The organism is Glycomyces sp. MUSA5-2 (genome assembly GCF_037034145.1).
In the GTDB taxonomy this organism is placed as follows: Bacteria; Actinomycetota; Actinomycetes; order Mycobacteriales; family Micromonosporaceae; genus Glycomyces; species Glycomyces artemisiae.
This window is the reverse complement of sequence record NZ_JBAGKG010000007.1, coordinates 54,208-73,892: the sequence shown is the minus strand read 5'-3', so window position 1 is coordinate 73,892 and position 19,685 is coordinate 54,208. Positions and strand designations below refer to the sequence as shown.

3 protein-coding genes and 1 pseudogene are annotated in these 19,685 nt (G+C 73.4%); 2 read left to right on the top strand and 2 right to left on the bottom strand.

The window, feature by feature from the left end; translation table 11 throughout:
* Positions 1-293 precede the first annotated feature (293 nt).
* Together WA640_RS21325 and WA640_RS28905 are read left to right on the top strand one after the other, a co-directional pair.
* Positions 294-1,244: pseudogene (locus WA640_RS21325) on the top strand (non-reducing end alpha-L-arabinofuranosidase family hydrolase); the annotation flags it as partial.
* 84 nt (positions 1,245-1,328) lie between these two features.
* Positions 1,329-1,607, top strand: coding sequence for a cellulose binding domain-containing protein (locus WA640_RS28905; RefSeq protein WP_342761237.1), 279 nt, complete (start codon positions 1,329-1,331; stop codon positions 1,605-1,607).
* 282 nt (positions 1,608-1,889) lie between these two features.
* On the opposite strand, the gene WA640_RS21320 is transcribed toward WA640_RS28905, so the two are convergent.
* Both WA640_RS21320 and WA640_RS21315 read right to left on the bottom strand, forming a co-directional pair.
* Positions 1,890-11,465, bottom strand: coding sequence for a neuraminidase-like domain-containing protein (locus WA640_RS21320; RefSeq protein WP_335990361.1), 9,576 nt, complete (start codon positions 11,463-11,465; stop codon positions 1,890-1,892).
* A gap of 103 nt (positions 11,466-11,568) precedes the next feature.
* Complete coding sequence (locus tag WA640_RS21315) at positions 11,569-19,254, bottom strand: SpvB/TcaC N-terminal domain-containing protein (RefSeq protein ID WP_335990359.1); 7,686 nt, start codon at positions 19,252-19,254, stop codon at positions 11,569-11,571.
* Positions 19,255-19,685 lie beyond the last annotated feature (431 nt).

Below are 19,685 nucleotides of genomic sequence, written 5' to 3'. Positions count from 1 at the left end.
GCTGCGGCGCAATCGGTTTCCGGAAGTTCCGGAGCATGGCGACACTGGTCAAGCTATTTACATACCTCGATGTTTATCGGTAACCTGGTCCTGCGGCCGGGTGCATTCCGGAACTGTTTGGAACTTCCGGCCCGCGCCGCATCGAGAGAGGCGAGGCAATGGCAATCCCAGTGAGAACGAGGCTCAAGGCGGTGCGCGCAGCGCTGCTGGCGGCCGCCCTGGCCGCCACGATGGCGGCCGCCGCGCTGAGCGCCAGCGCGCAGGGCGACGACTCGGCCGACCCGGTGCAGGCCGAGGCGCTGCCCACGAGCTACTCGTGGAGCTCCAGCGGGGTCCTGGCGGGCCCGAAGCCCGACTCGTCCCACCCGAGCATCGCGGGCCTGAAGGACCCGTCGGTGGTGTACTCGGGCGGGAAGTGGCACGTGTTCGCGTCCATCGCGAACTCCGGCGGGTACAACATGGTGTACTTCAACTTCACGGACTGGTCGCAGGCGGCGTCGGCGACGCACTACTACCTGGACCGGTCGGGGATCGGCACCGGGTACCGGGCCGCGCCCCAGGTGTTCTTCTACGAGCCGCAGAACCTCTGGTACCTGGTGTACCAGGACGGGAACGCGGCGTACTCGACGAACGCGGACATCAACAACCCCGCGGGCTGGACGGCGCCGAAGCACTTCTACTCGGGCATGCCGCAGATCATCAGGGACAACATCGGCAGCGGCTACTGGGTGGACATGTGGGTCACCTGCGACGACGTCAACTGCCACCTGTTCTCCTCTGACGACAACGGGCACCTGTACCGGTCGCAGACCTCGGTGGCGAACTTCCCGAACGGGATGAGCGAGCCGGTGATCGCGATGCAGGACTCCAACAAGTACGCGCTGTGGGAGGCCAGCAACGTGTACAAGGTGCAGGGCTCGAACCAGTACCTGCTGCTGGTGGAGGCGTTCGGGAGCGTGGGCCGGTACTTCCGATCTTGGACGTCGACGAGCATCGCCGGGCCGTGGACGCCGCTGGCGGACTCGAACGCGAACCCGTTCATGGCGGCGTCCAATGTGACGTTCCCGGGCGGGGCGTGGACGGAGGACATCAGCCACGGCGAGATGGTGCGCGCGGGCGTGAACCAGAAGCTGGAGATCAGCCCGTGCAACATGCGGTACCTGTACCAGGGCGTCGATCCGAGCGCGGGCGGCGACTACAACAGCCTGCCGTGGCGCCTGGGCCTGCTGACGCAGACGAACACGGCCCCGGGCTGCGGCGGCGGCGAGGAGACCTCCGACCCGCCGACGACCACGCCCCCGCCGACCGGAGGCGCCTGCACCGCGGCGGTGTCGGTGGCCGGGAGCTGGAACGGCGGCTGGCAGGGCAAGGTCACCGTGACCGCCGGGTCGGCGGCGATCAGCTCCTGGAAGCTGACGTGGACCTGGCCGGGCTCGCAGACGATCAGCTCGGCGTGGAACGCGACGTGGTCGCAGTCGGGGTCGGCGGTGACGGCGACCAACGTGAGCTGGAACGGCGCCGTGGCGGCGGGCCAGTCGCGTGAGGCGTTCGGCTTCATAGCGAACGGGGCGACGGCGACGCCGCAGGTGACGTGCTCCACTGCGTGATCAGAAGGGCCGCTTGACGAGCCGGTGCCCGCTCCCCCGGATCTGAGGAGCGGGCACCGGAAGCTGTTTCAGGGCAAGAAAAAAGGCCCCACCGCAACGAACCGAAACGACGAAAGCCTTAGAAATGAAACGATGACCTTCTTTTGCTAACGCTTTTTCTTTCCACAGACTATTTGTCCACTACATACACTAACTTTAAGTATCACCGAGACCTCTCAAGGGTAAGGCCCGGACGCCTTTGCGGTCAAGGCGTCCGGGCCGTGCTTTACGTAAATCGGCTGTTCAGCCGATGTCGAATTGCACCAACAGGTAAGCGCGGCGCACGTCCTCGGGCAGCAGCGAGTCGTATTCGGCGGCGCCCGCCCGCTTGAGCCCCATGCGCCACTCCCCCAGCATCGGCGGGGCCGGCACGGGGGCGACGGCCGAGTGCGGGGCGCCGCCGAATCCGGGGTCGTTCGCGCCGGGGACCTCGCTGGAGGAGGGCTGGCCGGGGAGGCGCCACTTGACGGTGAACGCGTCGGTGTGGACGGTGTCGATGACGAGGTCGGCGGCGCTCACCTTGACCGGTTCGCTGGCGGCGCGCACGCGGGCCCAGAACGGCAGGTGCTCTGGGGTGAGCGTGAAGACGAGCTCCTGATCCTCGCCGTCCTCGGGGTGGAGCATCCGGTGCCAGGCGGTGCCGAACTGCTCCTCCAGGGCGAACAGGGCCGCGCCGGAGGTCGGGAGCACCGCGTCGATGTTGTCGACGGCGAGGCCCGCGAGGCCGGGCCCGCCCGCGCGGGCCGTGTAGTCGAGGTGGAGCACCACGTCCGTGATGGACCCGAGGTCGAACTGGTTGTGGGCCTTGGGGAGCGAGAGCGTCCATTCGCTGACCGCCCCGGCGCCCTCGAAGGGCAGGAACCGCTCGTCGTCGAAGCGGAGCTCGAACATGCCGCGGTCGTTGACGGCGTGGCTGGTGGCGATGGCGGTGGTCGGCACGGGGCTCTTCCAGAACCGCGGGTCGCCCCCGGCGAGCGGGTCGCCGTAGCCGCCCGCGACCGAGTCCGTCAGGCGCACCCCGTTGTTGGTGACCGCGAGCGTGCAGTTCACGGAGGTGTAGGGGCCGACGACGCACGGCACGGACAGGGCCGCGGACTTCAGGCGGCGGCGGTAGTGGCCGGGGTAGTCGAGGTCGAACAGCCACTCGGGCAGCAGGATCGAGGCCTGGCCGGTGAGCTTGAGCGCGAGCAGCGCGAGCGGGTCGACCTGCGCGAGCGAGACGTGCTTGGTGAGTTCGAGGTCCCGCAGGTGCTTCTCCATGTAGGAGGACTCCATGCGGCGCAGGTCGTTCGTGAGCCGCTCCGGGGCGAGGAGGCCCTTGCGCAGGGAGTCCCAGTACCCGAACTGGATGAACGAGGCGTCCGGCTCGGCCAGCTCGAACTGGTAGGACTGCTGCGCGAGCATCGCGGTGTCGAACGCGATCTGGTACGCCTGGAAGTAGACCGTGGCGACCTTCCCGAGCATCCAGTCGTACAGCTCCTTGTCGGTGTACTTGGAGCGCAGGAACTCCTCGACGGCCTCGGCGTCGGCGGTGGCCTGGAGCTGGTTGTTCGCCTCGGCGGTGGCGATCTGCTCGCGGATCGCGGCGGCGGCGAGCTGGGCCTCCAGCTGGGCGAGGTCGTTCACGGCCACGTCGCGGTTGAACTGGTGGTCGTCGAAGTCGCGGGTGTAGCGGCCCTGCGTCTCGGCCATGGCGGCGCCGGTCATGAGCATCCCGGCGAAGCCGCCGATCATCGCGGCGGTGTTCGACAGGTACCCGGAGATGTTGGAGCCGCCGATGGACATGCTCACGTTCGGGGAGCCGCCGAACCCGGCGATGCCGATACTGAAGTCGGGGATGAGGCTGGCGCCGCCGGCGATGCCGGACATGATGGCGGACACGGCGTTCCCGGCGAGGCCGAGGCTCTGCATGACGACCGCGGCGATCTCCTCGCCGTTCATGCGCGGCACTGAGCCGTGGAACGCGATCCGCGTGTCGATCGCGGCGCGCCCGGCTTCGAGGGCGGCCTTGTCCGCGGCGGCCTCGTCCACCTGGAGGTCGCGCACGGCCTGGATCGCGCGGTTGAGCGCGGCCTCCTGGGTGGCGCGCAGGAGCGCGAGCTCCTCGGCGTCGCGGGTCTCCAGGATGCGCAGGAGCTTTTCCCCCATGGCTCTCAGCTCCGAGAGCAGCTCGGCGGCGCGGGCGGCGAGGACCCTGAACCGGTAGCGGGTGTCGGCGGCGGTGAACAGGCCCAGGACGCTGGAGAGGTCGGCGCCCGCGGCGGCGGCCTTGACGAGCATCCCCGGGTCCAGGGGCGGCTCGAACAGCGGGAGCTGGCGGAAGACGCCCTCGATGTTGAGGCCGTGGCGGACCTTGAACAGCCGGTCGGCGACGGTGTCCCAGTAGCCGAGGAGCCGGTCGTTCACGGGGATGCCGAAGTACTTCACCTCCAGGTGCGGGAGCGGCTCGCCCCCGCCCTCGTCGGGGCCCGCGGCGATGTCGAGCGGCGGCGCGAAGCCTTCGAGGACCGCGGCCACGTCCTGGTTCCCGAACGGGTCGAGGGCGCCTTCGGCGGTGAGCTGCGCGTAGGACTTGTCGGCGCGCTCGGGCGGCGGCACGCTCTCAGGTCGCCGGCCGAGGATCTCCGCAGCGAGGGTGTACAGGAGCACGGCCTGGTTGATCGATTCGAGCGTGTCGCGCCGGAACTGCTGGTCGGCCCAGCCGATGAGGTTGTCGAGGTACTTCATGACGATCGCCTTCTGGTAGGCGACCGGCCGGTGGCGGGCGATCGTGTGCGGCGAGAACGGGTGGTTCTTCCAGGCGCGCAGCTCGTCCAGGTGGTCGCCGATGTCGCCGAGGATCGACTCGATGCGCTGCTGCCGGTAGTCCTCGCTCGTGTGGTCGAAGAACGGCTTGGTGACCCAGTACCGCTGGGGCGCCTCGTCGCCGTCGGTGCTCGTGGGGTCGAAGATCCGGTGGTACCAGCGCATCGCCTCCTCGAACCGCTGCTCGGCGGTGAGCTTCGCGGCGATGAGCATGGGCACGTGGAAGAACAGCTCCCAGTTGTACGCCGAGTACGCGCCGCCGCGGGTGAAGTCCACGCCCCCTTGGGCGGTCGGGTCGATCGCGTTGCCCGGCTGCGGGCCGTACGCGAACTGGGTCTGCGCGGTCGGCGCGATGCTCTGCTGCGGGCGCGTCACGAGCCCCTCGACCCCCTTGGTGTCCAAGGAGGCGAGGAAGTCCGAGGCGTGCGGGTGCCAGAACGGGTACCAGCGGTGCCCGAGCGTCGCCACGGGCACGTGGATCCAGAAGTCCCCGGCGACCCCGTGGAAGCGCATCGGGACCGTGGTGACGACCTGGGTGCGCTTGACCCAGTAGGCGCGCTCGCGGTCCTGGAAGACCATCGGGGACGCCGGGTCGTCGTTGAACTGGCGGGCGTGCGGGGCGAGCACCAGCTCCGCGGGCGTGCGCGCGGCGGAGAGGAGCTTGCGGGTGTCGTCCCAGCCGACCATGACGTCCACTGCGGGCCCGAGCGCGGCGAGGCGGCCGTTCGCGAAGCGCATCGTCGCGGGCTTGCGGAGCTTCGGGGAGCGCTCGGCGGACGTCAGGGCCGTGATGCCGCGGCCCTTCTCGCCGAAGTTGGTCTGCACGTGCCACAGCGAGTCGGCGGTGAACAGCGTCCCGTCGGAGCGGCGGGTGTAGTTGCCGTACATGGGCTTCATCTTCAGGTCCAGGACCTCGCCGGTGAACACGTACGACGAGGAGTGCCAGGGCCAGTGGAGCGCCGAGTACGCGCGGCGGGTGAGCCGCTCGTGCGAGTCGGTGAACTCGTCGTAGAAGCGGCCGTCGTTGAACTCGATCGAGGAGGAGATGTACACGTCGAGCCACAGCTGGTTCGCGCGGTGCCGCGGCTTGAGCGTGTACGACGAGCGCGGGCGGGGCCACGGGTGGATGAGCTTCTCGCCGCTGGTGCGCCGCGCCGTCCACCCGTCGGGGGTCCGCTCGGACCACGCGAGCTCGATCTCCAGGGTCCGGGCCGGGTCGGCGGTCGGGTTCGGCGAGTCGGTGATCTGGGCCGGGGGCTGGCGCTTGGGCGACTGGGTCTTCTCCTCGAACTGGAGCCAGAACAGGTGGAGGCGGTCGCGGTAGACGACGGGGATCACCTGGTCGGAGGCGATGTCGACGTCGATGCGCTCCCAGCCGGTCCACTCGTTGTAGGCGAGGTCGAGGGAGCGGTAGTAGCAGTGGCTCGGCTGGGAGGCCGAGCGGGCGACCACGTGCAGGCGGTCCGCCGAGGCGGTCCGCTGGTGGTAGATCCCCAGGGTCTGCATGTGCGCGACCTCCACGAGCTTGCGGAGGTAGTCGCGGTAGGCGGCCTCGGCGTTCGCGTCGGTCAGCTCCCCTTGGGCGAGGCGGTCTTCGAGCTCCTTGAAGAACGGGGTCTTGTCGTCGCGCAGCTCCGCCTCGATCCAGTTCTCCGGGTAGAGGAAGACCTTCCGGTTGGCCTCCCAGAGCCGGTAGCCGCTCATCCACTCCCACTGGCTCCACGAGTCCAGCGACGTCGTGTCCGCGGTCTGCGCGGCCGTGATCCGCACCAGCGGCAGCTCCAGGTTGAGCAGGCACCGCTGCGCGAACAGCTGCACCGAGCTGATCGCCTGCTTGAGGCGGGAGGTGAGCTGCACGGAGGTCATCTCCGTGTCGAGGAGGAACCAGCGCTGGAGGTCCGCGGCGTCCTTCCAGTGCCGCGGGTTCGCCCACTCGCGGCCCTCGGCGAGGACGGTCGGCGAGGTGGTGCGCAGCGAGTGCTCCACGAGGTACGCGGTGAGGGCGTCGCGGCGGGCCTCGCGCAGCGGGTCCTGCAGCTCGGGCATGAGGGCGAGCCACGCGCCGGTGTCGTACTTGGACTTCATGGTCTGGCGCAGGTGCTCGGCGGCGAGGCGCTGGGCCCCGCCGGTGTCGTCGTCGCGGTCGACCCAGCGGAGGGCGTCGGCGGCGGGGACGGCGAGGCGGCGCAGGGCCTCGGCGGCGGCGCGCACGCGGGTGAGCGCGTCGACGTCGGCGTAGAACGCGGGGTCGCCGCCGTCGAGCTCGGCGAGGTCGGCGGCGTGCCAGCCGGTCAGGGCCTCCACGGCGGCGCGCACGTCGGCGACGGGGTCGCCCGCGGCCGCGGCGTCGAAGACCTCCGGCCAGCCGGACTCCTCGGGCCGCGGGTACCGGTGCCGCAGCACCAGCCACGCCGCGAGCCGCCGCCATTCCTGAAGGGACGCGGGCGGATCGGCGGGCCCGGCGGGCAGCGAGCCGGGGTGCAGCCACCCCGAGGCCGCGGCGCGGTCCATGAGCCACGGCAGGTCGGTGGCGTCGATCCGCATGCGCCGCACCAGGTACGCGGCCTTGTGGAGGAGCCGCCAGGTGTGGAAGAGCTCGGCGAACGCCGCCTCGGTGAGCGGGTGCGCGTACTCGCCGTCCTCGTTCTGGGCCATGAGGTCGGGGTTCGCGAACACGTCCCACGGGGCCGGGCGCAGCAGGTCGAGGAGGGTCACGGCCTGCTCGTCCGGGAGGGAGAACGTGGCCGCGACGGTGGCGGCGATCTGGCCGTTCACCTCCTCGGCGGGGGTGGTCCGCAGGCTCTCGCGCAGGGCGTCGAGCTGCTCGGCGATCGCCTCGGCCCGCTGGCCGAACGGCGCGTCCGGCCGGTCGTTCAGGAGCCAGTCCAGTTCGGACACCGTCAGGCCCGCGGCCTTGGCCTCGGCGTGGCGGTCGGCCAGCGCGAGGGTCGCGTCCGGGCCCGCGTACGGGTCGGGGAGGTCGGCGGCGGCGAGGTCGAGGAGCGCGAGGTACTCGGCGACGGGCAGGCGCAGGGCCTCGGCGAGGACGGTGTGGCGCAGCGGGACCGTGAGGTCGGCGACGGTGAGGTTCTGGCCGGTGCGGGCGAGGAGGAGGTCGAGGTCGGCCTCCCCGGCGCGCCAGGCGGCGGCGAGGGCGGGCCGGTGGTCGGCCATGGGCTCGGTGCCGGGGAGCGGCAGGTCGAACGCGGGGTCGGGCGGGTCGAGCAGGTTGGGGTTGGCGAAGAGGTCGGCGTACGGGGAGCGGGCGCCGTCGGGGCCGGGTTCGGTGCTGAGGGGCGCGTAGAGGGTGATGGCGGCTTCGAAGGGGAGGCGCAGGCGCTTCGCGAGTTCGGCGAAGGCGGCGAGGCGGCGCAGGGCGGCGGCGTCGAGGGTGCCGCCGCCGATGCCGGGGGCGCGCAGGAGCCGGTCGAGTTGCCTTGGGGTCCAGGAGGTGTGGCGCCAGAGGCGGATGAAGCGGTGGACGCGGTCGTAGCGGGCGGGGCCGAGGCCGGAGAGGGTCTGGAGTTCGAGGTCGCAGGTGCCGTCGGGGCGTTCGAGGGTGATGGTCCCGGCGGCGTGGATCCAGGTGGTGTCGAGGAGGTCGAGGAGTTCGGCGTAGGTGACGCCCGCATGGTGCATGAACCCGAGGACGCCGGTCTCGGCGTCGGTGGTGTCGAGGCCCCAGACGTCGTCCTGGTCGGCCTGGTTCGGGGCGGGGGCGGTGATGAGCGCGGCGTCGAGGGTGGAGAGTCCGAAGTACTCGGCGGCGGCGGAGGCGAGGGCGGTCGCAGTGCCGGGGCCGAGGAGGCGCATGAGTTCGTGGCGGGGGACGCCGAGGTGGGCGAGGAGGACGCGGGCCTCCTCCTGCCAGGCGTTGAAGGCGCCGCGGACGGGGAAGCGGGCGGCCTTGACGGTCTCGTAGGCGGGGGCGTGGAGGTGTTCGGGGACGGCGCGCAGTTCGGCGGCGGTGCGGGTGGTCTGGGGCTGGGCGGCGCCGGGGGCGGCGGCACGTTCGAGGAGTTCGTTGACGAGGTCGATGTAGGGCAGGGCGGTGTCGGTGTTGGGGCAGTTGAGGAGCAGGTCGTCGATGTCGGGGCGGCGGGCCTGGAGGACGGTGAGGACGGTGTCGGTCCCGGGGGTCTTGGCGGGCCGGGTGGAGAGGAAGCGGAGGAGGTCGGCGAGGTAGGCGGCGGGGCCGTACACGGATTCGCAGTGCCCGCAGTCGCAGTAGTCGAGGCCGCCGAACAGGAGCGCGAGGTCGGGGACGTCGCCGAGGACGCCGGTGGCGTCGGCGAGGGTGATCTGCTGCGGGCCGAGGGCCTGGGCCTGGCCGGGGGCGTGGTCGGAGCGGAAGGCGGCGACCTGGCCGAGGACGTGGGCGTAGGCGATCTGGGCGGCGGAGTGGACGTGGGCGACGGCGAGGTCGTCGACGCCGTGGCCTTTGAGTTTGGCGGCGAGTTCGGCGCGGTCGAGGGCGGCGATCTGGCCCGCGGAGTGGAGGTGCTCGGCGAGGAGCGCGGCGCCGGTCTTGTGGTCGGGGGCGAGGCGCACGGCGCGCTGCTGGACGCGCAGTTCGGCGCGCAGGTCGGGGTCGAGGTCGAGTCCGGCGGTCCTGGCGTAGGCGTCGAGGCCGGTGGCCTTGAGTTCGAGGTCGGGGTGGTCGTCGATGAACGCGGCCGACTGCGCGAGGAGGGCGAGGCCGTGGCCGTCGGTGCGGCCGAGTTCGGCGATGAGCGCGGTGGTCGGGTAGTGGGCGGCGGCGGTCGCTTCGAGCTTGCGGGCGTAGGTCTCCGCGGCTTCGCCCGCGGGGTGTCCGGCGTCGGCGACGACGGCGTCCCAGTCGGCGCTGGAGAGGCGCGCGAGGTGGCGGGTAGCGGTGAGGTCGGGTTCGCCGGGGTCGTCGATGCGGGCTTTGAGGAGGGCGGCGACGGGCGCGTAGCCGTCGGCGATGGCGGCGGCCTCGACGGCGGCGGCGACGTCGGCGACCACGTCGTCGCCGCCGAGTTCGCCTGCGGCGCCGGTGAGGTCGGTCCAGAACGCCTCGCTGGTGCCGCCACTGGCGAGGAGCATCGCGGCGACGCCGTCGTAGTGGGCGGCGTCGAGCTGCGAGGAGTCGAGGAGCTGGCGCAGGGACGCGTCGCCGCCGACGGGCGGGGCGTCGAGGACGGCGGTGACGGACCGGGTGGTGAGCGCGGCGAGCACGGCCTCCTCGTCGCGGACGATCCCGATGGGGACGAGGTTGTCGTCGGCGGCGCGCGCGAACGCCTCGGCCTGCCGCTCGGGGCCGAGGAGGAGGATGCCGTCGGCGGTGGCGGCGGTGAGCTCGCCGATGCGGGTCCACTCGTCGGTGGCGGCGAGGAGTTCCTCCGGGAGCGTGCCGGGCAGGCCCTGAGCGATGAATCCGAAGTAGACGGCGGCGCCGAGGGCGGTGTCGCCGACGTGCTCGGCGGCGCGCACGGCGAGGACGAGGCGCATGACCTCGTACTGGGTGAGCCCGGATTCGAGCGCGGCGACGGTGACGTCGTTGCGCTCGCCGTCCTCGACGAGGTCGGTGACGCCGAGGCCCCCGAGGACGGCGTCGAGGGCGGCCCGCTGCGTCTCGTAGAGGGAGGGGCCGCGGTAGGGCCGGTCCCCAGCGGTCTGGTTGGTCCACTGGATCGGCGTGGGGTTGAACAGGATCCGCGACCCGAGCGGCGCGCTGTCGGGGCCGGTGAAGGTGACGACGAGGTGGAGCGGCTTGACGACCTCCTTGGTGTTCGGGTCGCGCGGCGGGTCGTACGGGAGGTCGTAGAAGCCGGTCTCGCCGGTGACGCGGGTGGCGATGGTCGCGCCTTCGCCCGCGAGGGACCGGAACGCGAGCCGGACCTTCGCGCCCTTGACGGGCCGCCACCGGTCGTCGCGCACCGAGCCGCGGAGCCGGTAGTGCGCGAGGGGCTGCTCCGATGCGGGGAGCGCGGCGAGGAGGTCGCGGTTGAGGGCCTTGACGGTGGGCCCGTCGAGCGCGCCGGTCTGCGGGAGGCGCTTGGCGGCCTGGAACGCGAGGACGGCCTGCCGGGTGGCCTTGCCGAAGCGGGCCTCGCCGTGCTCGCCCATGGGGATCGCGTACCCGAAGTGGGCGAGGGCCTGCTGGGCGGCGGCGACGTGGCCGCCGCGCATGTTGAGCTTCGCGCCGCGCTTGAGCGGGGACAGGCCGAGCGCGGACTTCACCTTGAGGGTCTTGACGGGCGCGGGCTTGGAGGCGGCGACGGCGTCGAGCTTGTCCATGGTGGCCAGGTCGAAGCGGCCGGACGCGGGGAGGCGGTACTTGGCCTGGAAGGCGCGCAGGGCCGCCTGGGTGCCGGGCCCGGCCTGGCGGGCGTTGAGCTCGTCGGCGCCGATGGGGACGTCGAGCTTCGCGATCGTCAAGGCGCGCAGGAGGGTCCGCTGGGCCTTGCCGAACTGGGTGCGCGAGCCGAGGCGGGCGTTGAGGGCTTCGGCGCGGAGGCGTTCGACGAGGGCCTCGTCGAGCCACCAGGAGACGCCGCGGGCCTTGGTGCGCTGGCGGAACTGCTGGATCGCGGCGGCCGTGGAGGTGCCGACCTTGCGCGAGGCGAGTTCGGCCGGGTCGATGCGGTGGCCGAGGGAGGTCAGGAGCGCCTGGACCTTCGCGGCGCGGTGGGGCGCGTCGGTGAAGTAGCGGTGCTCCAGCTCGCGCTTGATCTGCCCGGCGGTCTCGGGGGTGACGACGCCGGTGCGCACGAGCCCGGCGGCGGCCTGGAGGCGCCGCACGGCGTCCCTCGTGGACGGTCCGAGGCGGGACTCGGCGACCTCGGCGGGGTCGATCGCGTGCCGCAGGCGCGCCAGCGCGGCCTGGAGGGCGGCGACGTCGCCGCCGGTGGGCTCCTCGACGAAGCCGGGGAGCTGGATCGCCATGGTGCGGTCCGGGTCCGCGCCGGGCGGGGCCGCGGCCGTCTCGACGGGCAGCGCGAGCCTGCGGATCGCCTCGGGGCTGAAGTGCCGCTTCGGCTGGGTCATGTCGGGTCCTCTCTGTGCTGCGGCGGTCCCGTGGATCTCGCAAGCGGGGTGAATGCGCGGTGGTCGGTGCCGTTGTGGCGCTAGGGGGTCGGAGGGTTCGGGATCAGTCGGTGAACATCCGGTACAGGCCGTAGAGCCCGGCGGCGATCCCGGTGACGATCCCGATCCCGATGAGGACGGGCGAGCCGATGATGCAGCCGATGACGAGCGCGACGCCGCCGACGGCGGCGGCCGCGTTGAACGCGAACGAGGTCCAGTCGCCGCGCTGGTAGTCCTCGTAGGCGAGGTAGCCGGAGATGAGGGCCTGCGCGACGCCGCCCGCGACGCCGGCCGCCCCGCGGGCGATCCCGGCGGTCCGGGCGAGGTTCGCGGAGTGGAGCCCCCGCACGCCGAGCGCGGTGCGCGCGCCCACATAGGTGGCCCCGGCGGCGAACTCGACCCCGGCGGCGCCGTACGCGCCGTAGCGGACCGCGCGGTTCTCGATGGACGAGGCGCCCCAGACGGTGACGGCGGGCCCGGCGAGCATGAGCGCGTTGCCGCCCCAGCGCAGGCCGGTGCGCAGGCGGGTGCTGTTGCTCCAGTGGCCCATGTCGGCGGTGCGGGCGACCCCGCCCGCGGGGACGTCCTCGACGGCTCCGGCGGCGCGGGCGCGCCGGTCGGCGTGCATCGCACTGGAGCCCTGGGAGCTGTTGATGCCCCGGGGCCAGTAGCGGTGGTCGGCCGGGCGCACGAACTCGCCGGGCTGGCGGACGATGTGCTGGAGCTCGACCATGTGGTCGACGGGGTTCGCGGGCGAGCGCAGGCCGCCGTTGGCGGCGTCGAACGCGTCCATCAGGCCCTCGTTGGCGGCGCGGATGTCGGAGGTGCGGGCCGAGCCGCGGCCGGTGTGCGCGGGGTCGGCCGAGCGCAGGCCCACGCCGCGGTCGCCTTGGATGCGCTGGCGGTAGGCGTTGATCTTGGCGTCGTCGAAGTTGTTGGGCACCTCCAGGGTCTCGCCGGGCGGCCCGGCGCGGAACGCCTCGCGTCCGGCGGCGCCGACGCCGGGTCCGGCCGGTGCGCCCGCGCCCTCCCCGGTCTCGCCGCCGTCGCCGGTCTCGGCGCCGGTCCCGGTGCCCGCGTCGGCGCCGGTGCCCGCGTCGCCGGACCCGGTGCCGTTCGCGCCCGCTCCGGCGTCGGGGGCCTGCCCTGCGTCCGCGCCGCCGTCGGCGTGCACGGTGATCTCCATGTCGTCGCTGGTCGCCTCGCCGGGGTCCTGGTAGGGCTCGGCGAAGTACCAGGAGCCGTCCTCCCAGGTGGGCAGGGTGTGCAGGTACGGGAAGTACCGCTGGGCCTCGCGCAGGACGTCGGCGGGGTCGGCGTCGGGGTTGGCCCAGATCTCGGGGTCGCCGTCGGGGATGGGGACGTGGACCTTGTCGCCGGGGGCGGTCGCGGGCGCGTCGGCCGGGGTGTCCTGGGTGCCCTTCGGGTCGATCCTGCCGACGGGGTCGTTCCCGCAGTAGGCGTACAGGTTCGGGCCCGCGCCGGTCCCGGCGGGGTCGGCGCCGGTCCACCTGCCGAGCCACGGCGCGTACATGCGCGAGCCGTAGTCGTAGAGGCCGGTCTCCTCGTCGCGCTCCTTGCCGTGGAAGCGGTAGCGCTTGAGGCTGTGGTGCTCGCCGGGCTTCGCGGAGCGGTAGGCGGTGGAGCCGTACGGGTGGTACTCCTCGTAGGAGACGACCGCGCCGTCCTCACCGGTCTCCACTGTGGCCGAACCGACGTGGTTGCCGTACTGGTACCGGAAGACCGGTTCGCCGAGCGGCGCGCCGTCGGTCCCGGCGGTGTCGGTCACGAGGACGTCGGCGCGGGCGAAGCGCCCGGCGTCGTCGGTGAACTGGATCGTGCGGCGCTCCAGGCGCAGCACGCCGTTCATCCACTCCCGGTAGACCTCGACGGCGCCGAGGTGGCGGCGCTCGGTGCGCAGGCCGCCCTGGCGCTGGACCACCTTGCGGGCGCGGGACCCCCCGCCGGTGTGGCAGTAGTACGCGGTCCCGCCGCCGCCGAGGTCGGCCTCGCGGAGGCGGTCGTTCCAGTCCCAGGCGAGCGCGGCCAGGTGCGGCGCGGTAGCGAGGTTCCCGTAGGCGTCGTACGTGTACTGGTGGCTGTAGGGGCCGTCGGGGGCGTCGCCGGGGGCGCTGGTGGCGGTGAGCCGGTTGCGCCGGTCGGCGGGGTCGTCGTCGTGCGCGTACCGGTAGCGGCGGGTCCAGCCGCCGCCGTTCGCGATGTGGCGCATGGACAGGAGGTTGCCGAGGTCGTCGTAGTCGTACACCTGCTCGTAGCGGCGCACCGCGGCGGTGTCGTTGGGGTGGGGCAGCGGGGCGCCGACCGCGTCGGCCGGGCCGGTGGGCGCGTTCGGGTCGGTGCCGGCGTGCTCGCGGCCGGTGGCGCGCACGAGCTGGCCGAGCGCGTCGTGGCGGAAGCGCATCGCGGCGGGCACGAAGGCGCCCGCGAAGAACAGCGACTGCTGCGCGGTGTCGTCGGCTTCGACGAGCCGCCCGGCGGCCTCGTAGACGTAGTGGAGGTGCTGGATCGCGTCCGCGGCGCCGTCGGCGGCGGTGCGGATCTCGGTGACCTTGCGGCTCAACGGGTCGTAGGTGTAGGCGGTGGTGAGGCCGTTGCCGTAGCGGGCGGTGGCGCGGCGTCCGAGCGCGTCGTACTCCTGCCCGGCCATGAGGGTCCTCACCGGACCGGCGCCGCCGATCTGCGCGTCGAGGCGGGCGAGCCGGTTGGCCTCGTCGTAGGCGGGGGTGACGACGGTGCCGTCGGCGAGGACCGCGGTGGTGGCGCGGCCGAGGGCGTCGAACGCGCCTCCGGTCTCGACCTGGTCGGCGAGCGGTTCGAGCAGCGGCGCGGCGGCGGCCATGACGGCGGCGGGGTCCTCGATCCCGTCGAGCGCGGACCAGTCGGGCTCGGTCTCGGGGTCGGCGGTGAAGCGGCGCAGCACCCGGAGCGGGTTGCCGTGGCGGTCGTAGCGGTCGAAGACCACCGCCCCGGCGCCGTCGAAGACGATGTGCGTGCGGCCCACCAGGTTCCGTTCGGCGGCTTCGGGGTGGGCGTCGCCGTAGACGACGCGGCTGAGCACGGTCTCGGGCCGGTCGGGGTCGGTGAGGCGGGTGGTGACGGGCCGGTGGAGGCCGTCGTAGGTGACGCGGAGGGTGCGGCCGTGCTCGTCCCAGGCGCGTACGAGGCGGCCCACGGTGTCGGCGAGGTGCCAGCGGCGCCCGCGCTCGGCGGACTCCCCGGAGACGGCGCCGCCGGTGAGGTTGGCGACGGCGGCCCCCACGAGGCGGCCGCGGTGGTCGTACTCGCGGGTGAAGCCGCCGGTGGCGTCGGCGGCGGCCCGGCTGGTGCGCAGGCCCGCGGGGCCGTTGTCGGCGACGGTGTGGACGGTGCGCCCGGACGGGTCGGAGTGGGCGACGGCGGGCGTGCCGGCGTGCTGGGCGGCGATCCAGGCGGCGCGCTGCTGCGGGTCGGCGGGCTCGGGCCCGGCCGGGTCAGGGCTGCCGCGCTCGGCGTACCAGGCGGAGTCGAGGACGGTGTCGTCGGCGTCGTGGGACACCGTGGACCACGGCGTGGTCTCCGTGCGCGTGAACGTGCCGTCGGGGCGGTCGGTGCGCACGACGCGCCCGAGCGGGTCGTAGCGCGGGATCGCGGTCACGCCGGTCTCGACCAGCGCGGCCTCCGACTCGAAGTCGGCGGTGGTCGAGAAGTACGGCTCGTACTGCTTGACCGGCAGGCCCTTGTTGTTGACCACGGTGCGGCCGTTGCCGACCCAGCGCGGGTCGGCGTGGACCTCGGTCGCGGTGCCGGTGTCCGGGTCGTACTGGAGCGCGGGCCCGGGGGCGACCCGGCCCTTGGTCATGACCGTCCCGCCCGCGCCGTCGAAGTAGGTGCGGGTCTCCTGCCAGGGGGTGCCGGGGTCGGCGTGGCGCTCGCGGCGGCGGCTGCGCGCGCTGATCGGTTTGCGCTCGTCGATCCACGAGAACAGGTCGTAGTCCATCGTGGTCGTCGGGTCGTCGGCCGTGTCGGCGTCGGCGTCGCCGGGGCGGCCGAGGACCGCGGTGGCGACGGTGGCGCCGAGGGCGTCGTAGACGGCCTCAGCGCGGTTCCCGGCCGCGTCGGTGACGAGGCGGGGACGCAGGACGCGGTAGTCGGGCTCGACGCGGATCTCGCGCCCGGCGGCGTCGGTCGCGCGCACCACCATGAGGTCGCGGGGGTCGCGCTCGATGGTGGCGGTGACGCCCGCGGGGTCGGTGGAGCCGGTCGGGAGGTAGAAGCGGTCGGGGGCGTCGGGCGCGTAGACCTCGGTCGGCCCGGCGGCCCACCAGCCCTCGTCGAAGTGCTCGTACCCGGCGGCGGTGAGCTCGTCGGCCGTGACGGTGCCGTCGTAGTGGGCGGCCACGAGGCCGTCGGTGAGGACGAGGCCGCGGCTGCGGTGGCCGATGCCGAGGCGGCCGTGGACGCCGTGCGGGAGCGGCCCGGCGAGGTCGTCGGAGCGGAAGAACGCCTGGGCGCGCGACAGCAGCCGCAGCGCGGGTCCGGCGGCGTCCACGGCGCCGTCCTCGTCGACCTGCTCGTACGGGACGTGCTCGGCGGCGGCGACGAGGGCGTCGACGTCGGCGGCGGTGAGCCGCCCGTCGGGGAGCCCGGCGAGTTCGAAGGAGCGGGCCTCGCAGACCTGGCGCAGGCGGCGGGCGTCCGGTTCGTCGATGTCGGCGGTGTAGTCGGCCTCGCTGTACCCGGCGCGGGTGCGGGCCTGGGCGTCGCGGACCGCTTGCGGCAGTGACGGGTCGGCGACCGCGCGGCGGTAGGCGATCGCGGCGGAGCGGACCGGCAGCCCGAGGTCGTCGAGTTCGAGGGCGAGGGAGTGCGAGACGCGGGGGTCGGCGGGGTTCCGGTCGTACGCGTACGTGACGGCCTCGGTGGGCAGGACCTGGAAGACCGCGTGGCGGCGCGCCCCTTTGGGCTGGCGCAGGGCCACGTCGTAGCCGGACTCGCTGACCGAGTACGGGTCGGCCGCCTCGGGGGCGCCGTCGAGCCCGTACACCTCGGTGCGCAGCACGAGGCCCTTGAGGGCGCGGCACGCCTCGCGGTACTCGTCGTCGCCGAGCGCCTGCGGCAGCCGCGGTTCGGGCAGCGGCGGCTCGGGGAGGACGGTGTTCTCCCAGTACTGGTCGCGGCGGGCGTGGAGCATCCGCTGCCCGGCCGCGGCGGCGGCCCCGGTGTGGAACCAGGTGCGGGTGAGCACCGGCGGCTGGTCGAGGTCGGTTCCGGCGCTGTCGTTCTCGGAGGTGCTGCCGGTCTCGTACGCCTCGGTGTCGAGGGCCTCGACGCGGCCGAAGCCGCGGAACTCGCGCTCGACCGGGTCGAAGTAGCCGTCGTGGTAGCTGGTGGTCGAGGTGAACGCGGTCTCGCGCACGTGGTCGGCGCGGGTGACGCGGTGGGCGCACGGGACGGGGAACGGCAGGCGCGAGGGCCAGGGGCGCCCGGCCTGCTCGTCGGCCAGCGCGAAGTGCGTGGAGGGCAGGTACTCGACGGTGGTCTCGCCGCCGAAGCCGTTCTCGTACCCGGCGAGGAGGTGGGGGCGTCCGGCGGCGGCGAGGTCGATGTAGCGCATGGCGGCGGCGGTGCCGCCGGGCAGGACGGTGGACCAGACGAGGCAGCCGGTGCCGGCGCCGCGGAGGTCGACGACGGCGGCCATGCGGCGGTTGTCGGCGGCGGGGGCGCCGGGGAGGTCGCGGGCGGGGGCCCAGGAGTCGCCGGAGCGGTTGGCGTAGATCCGGGCGGCGTCGGCGGCGAGGTAGACGAGGTCGGTGCGGCCGTTGCCGTCGGTGTCGCCGAGGAGGACGCGGCGGGGGTCGAAGCGCTCGGGGCTGTCGAACCAGGGGGCGTCGTCCATGGCGACGGCGGGTCCGAAGCGGCCGCGGCCGAGGTTGGGGCGGTAGAAGACGGCGCCGTTGGCGATGCGCACGAGGTCGGGGAGGCCGTCGCCGGTCATGTCGGCGAGCTGGACGGCGACGCGCTCGGAGGTCTCCACGAGGGAGGGCCGGAGGGGTTCGGCGCCGGGTTCGATCGGCTGGGGCGGGCCGAATCCGGCGAGGCCGAGCCCTTCGCACCAGCGGGCGCCCGCGGTGTCGGCGAGGACGAGGTCGGGGAGGCCGTCGCCGGTCATGTCGGCGACGCGGACGTCGGCCCCGAACGCGTCGATCGCGGGCCGCTGCGCGAAGGGCGCGGCGGCGCGCCAGCGGCCGTCCTCCTCGCGGACGGCGATGCCGGTGACGGGTCCGTCGAGGCGCACGAAGTCGGGCCTGCCGGAGCCGTCGGTGTCGAGGAGGAGGTCGGTGCCGACGTTGAGGCGGCCGGTCTCGGGGCGGGGGTCCACGTGCTGCGCGGTCGTGAAGCGCACGGGCCCTTCGGGTTCGAGGGGGGTGTGGTTGCGGAGGTAGTACCAGGCGCCCGCGCGGGAGGCGAGGACCCCGGCGACGCCGTCGCCGTCGAGGTCGACCCAGGTGTAGTCGACCGGGTCGAGGCCGGCGGGCAGGTGCTCGGCGCGCACGTCGCGCACTTCGGGGTCGAGGACGGCGGGCGTGTACCGCATGGTGGTGGGCGGGGTGTGGGCGCGGTCGTAGCCGTCGCCGGAGCGGAGGTAGCCGGTGGAGTGGACGGCGGTGAGGAGGGAGTCCCCGGCGTGCGGGGCGGTGTCGTAGGTGAAGTCGAGGGAGGCGACGAGCGTGGGCGTGTCGCCGAGTTCGGGGAGGTCGTGGAACATGAGGGCGCGCTCGCCGCGGCGGTGGCAGCGGATCTCGAACCCGGGGCGGCAGGTGCCGTAGGGGTCGGGGCGGGCGGGCCAGGGCCGGTCGGGTTCGAGGGCTGGGGTCTCGCTGTCGTGGTCGCCGTAGTCGACGACGAGGGTGAACAGCCACTGCCCGGGCCGGGGAGTCGGGGGTGCGTCGGGGTCGAGGACGGGGAGGTAGGGGACGGCGTTGCCGTAGCGGACGCGCTTGAGGTGCCTTGCGGCCGTGCGGGACTGCTCGGTGCGGCCGGATTCGGCGGCGGAGCGGGGGACGCCCGCGGAGTCCTCGGGGGCGTACTCGTAGGCGACGGCGTTGCCCTTGTCGTCGTGGCCGAAGCTGAGGAGCCAGGCGAAGATCCGGGCCGGGTCGGCGGGGTCGGCGATCCGGCTCTCGGGCCCCTCGCCGAACCAGGAGGTCTGGTTGTCGCTGGAGAGGGTGCGCCACTTGACGTCGGCGCGGTCGGCGACGGCGCTCCAGCGCTCGATGCGGGTGAGCCCGTCGTCGATGCGGGGCCGGTAGCGCTGGACGGTGTAGGCGGTCCCGGCGACGGTGCGGACGGCGGCGGGCGCGGCGTCGGGGACGAGGTCCTCGGCTCCGTCGGCGAGGAACACGTCCGAGTCCTCGGCGTCGCGGTAGCGGGGCACGCCGCGGTCGGTGCGGCGGCTGATGCGCGGGACGGGGAGGTCCCAGCCGTAGCCGAAGAGGCCGGGTCCGCCGGAGGAGTCGTAGGCGACCGCGAGGGAGGGGGCGCCGCGGCCGGCGCTGAAGGGCAGCGGGAACGACATCGAGGCCGAGCCGGTGGCGGGGTTGGTCTGGAACGTCTCGCCGAGGCGCCCGGGCGGGTTGCCGACCGTGGGCAGCTCGGGCGCGCCGGGCATGTGGGCGCTCTCGGGCCCGCCGGGGAAGGGCGTGCCCGGCGGCCGCATCGGGTGGTCGGCTCCGCCGCGGTAGGCGTCCACGATCGCGGCCCCTTTGCTGGGAAAGGCGGTTGAAAGGCACTCGGGAGGTGCCTGATAACGGAGCGTAATACGATGGAAGCGCCCGCACAATTGACCGTACGGACCAATTCGAGGGCAGTTTCAGTAGTGCCCGAGTGGTAGAATCCGCGTCTTTCACAGAGCGGTCCCGAATGGGTATAACAAGTCCCGAGATTGAATAATGTGGACTATTGAAGCCAGGAGCGCCGCTGGTGCACACGGTGCGTCAGCCTGCTCACTAGATGCTATCGGCAAGCCGGGTGCGGCGGGGTCCCGCCGGAATTGCGGCAAACGATCGCCGTCCGGAACGGCCGCGGCGCGTCCGCTGCGGCCATTCGTTCGCATTTCGCATGAACGGCGGGAACGAATGCCGCAAAGAACGTGCGATCCGCGCGGCCCGCGCCGTCGGCCTC

Bases quoted from the DNA above. Each gene is read 5' to 3' on its own strand.
- WA640_RS21320 (WP_335990361.1), bottom strand. From the start codon at position 11,465: ATGACCCAGCCGAAGCGGCACTTCAGCCCCGAGGCGATCCGCAGGCTC.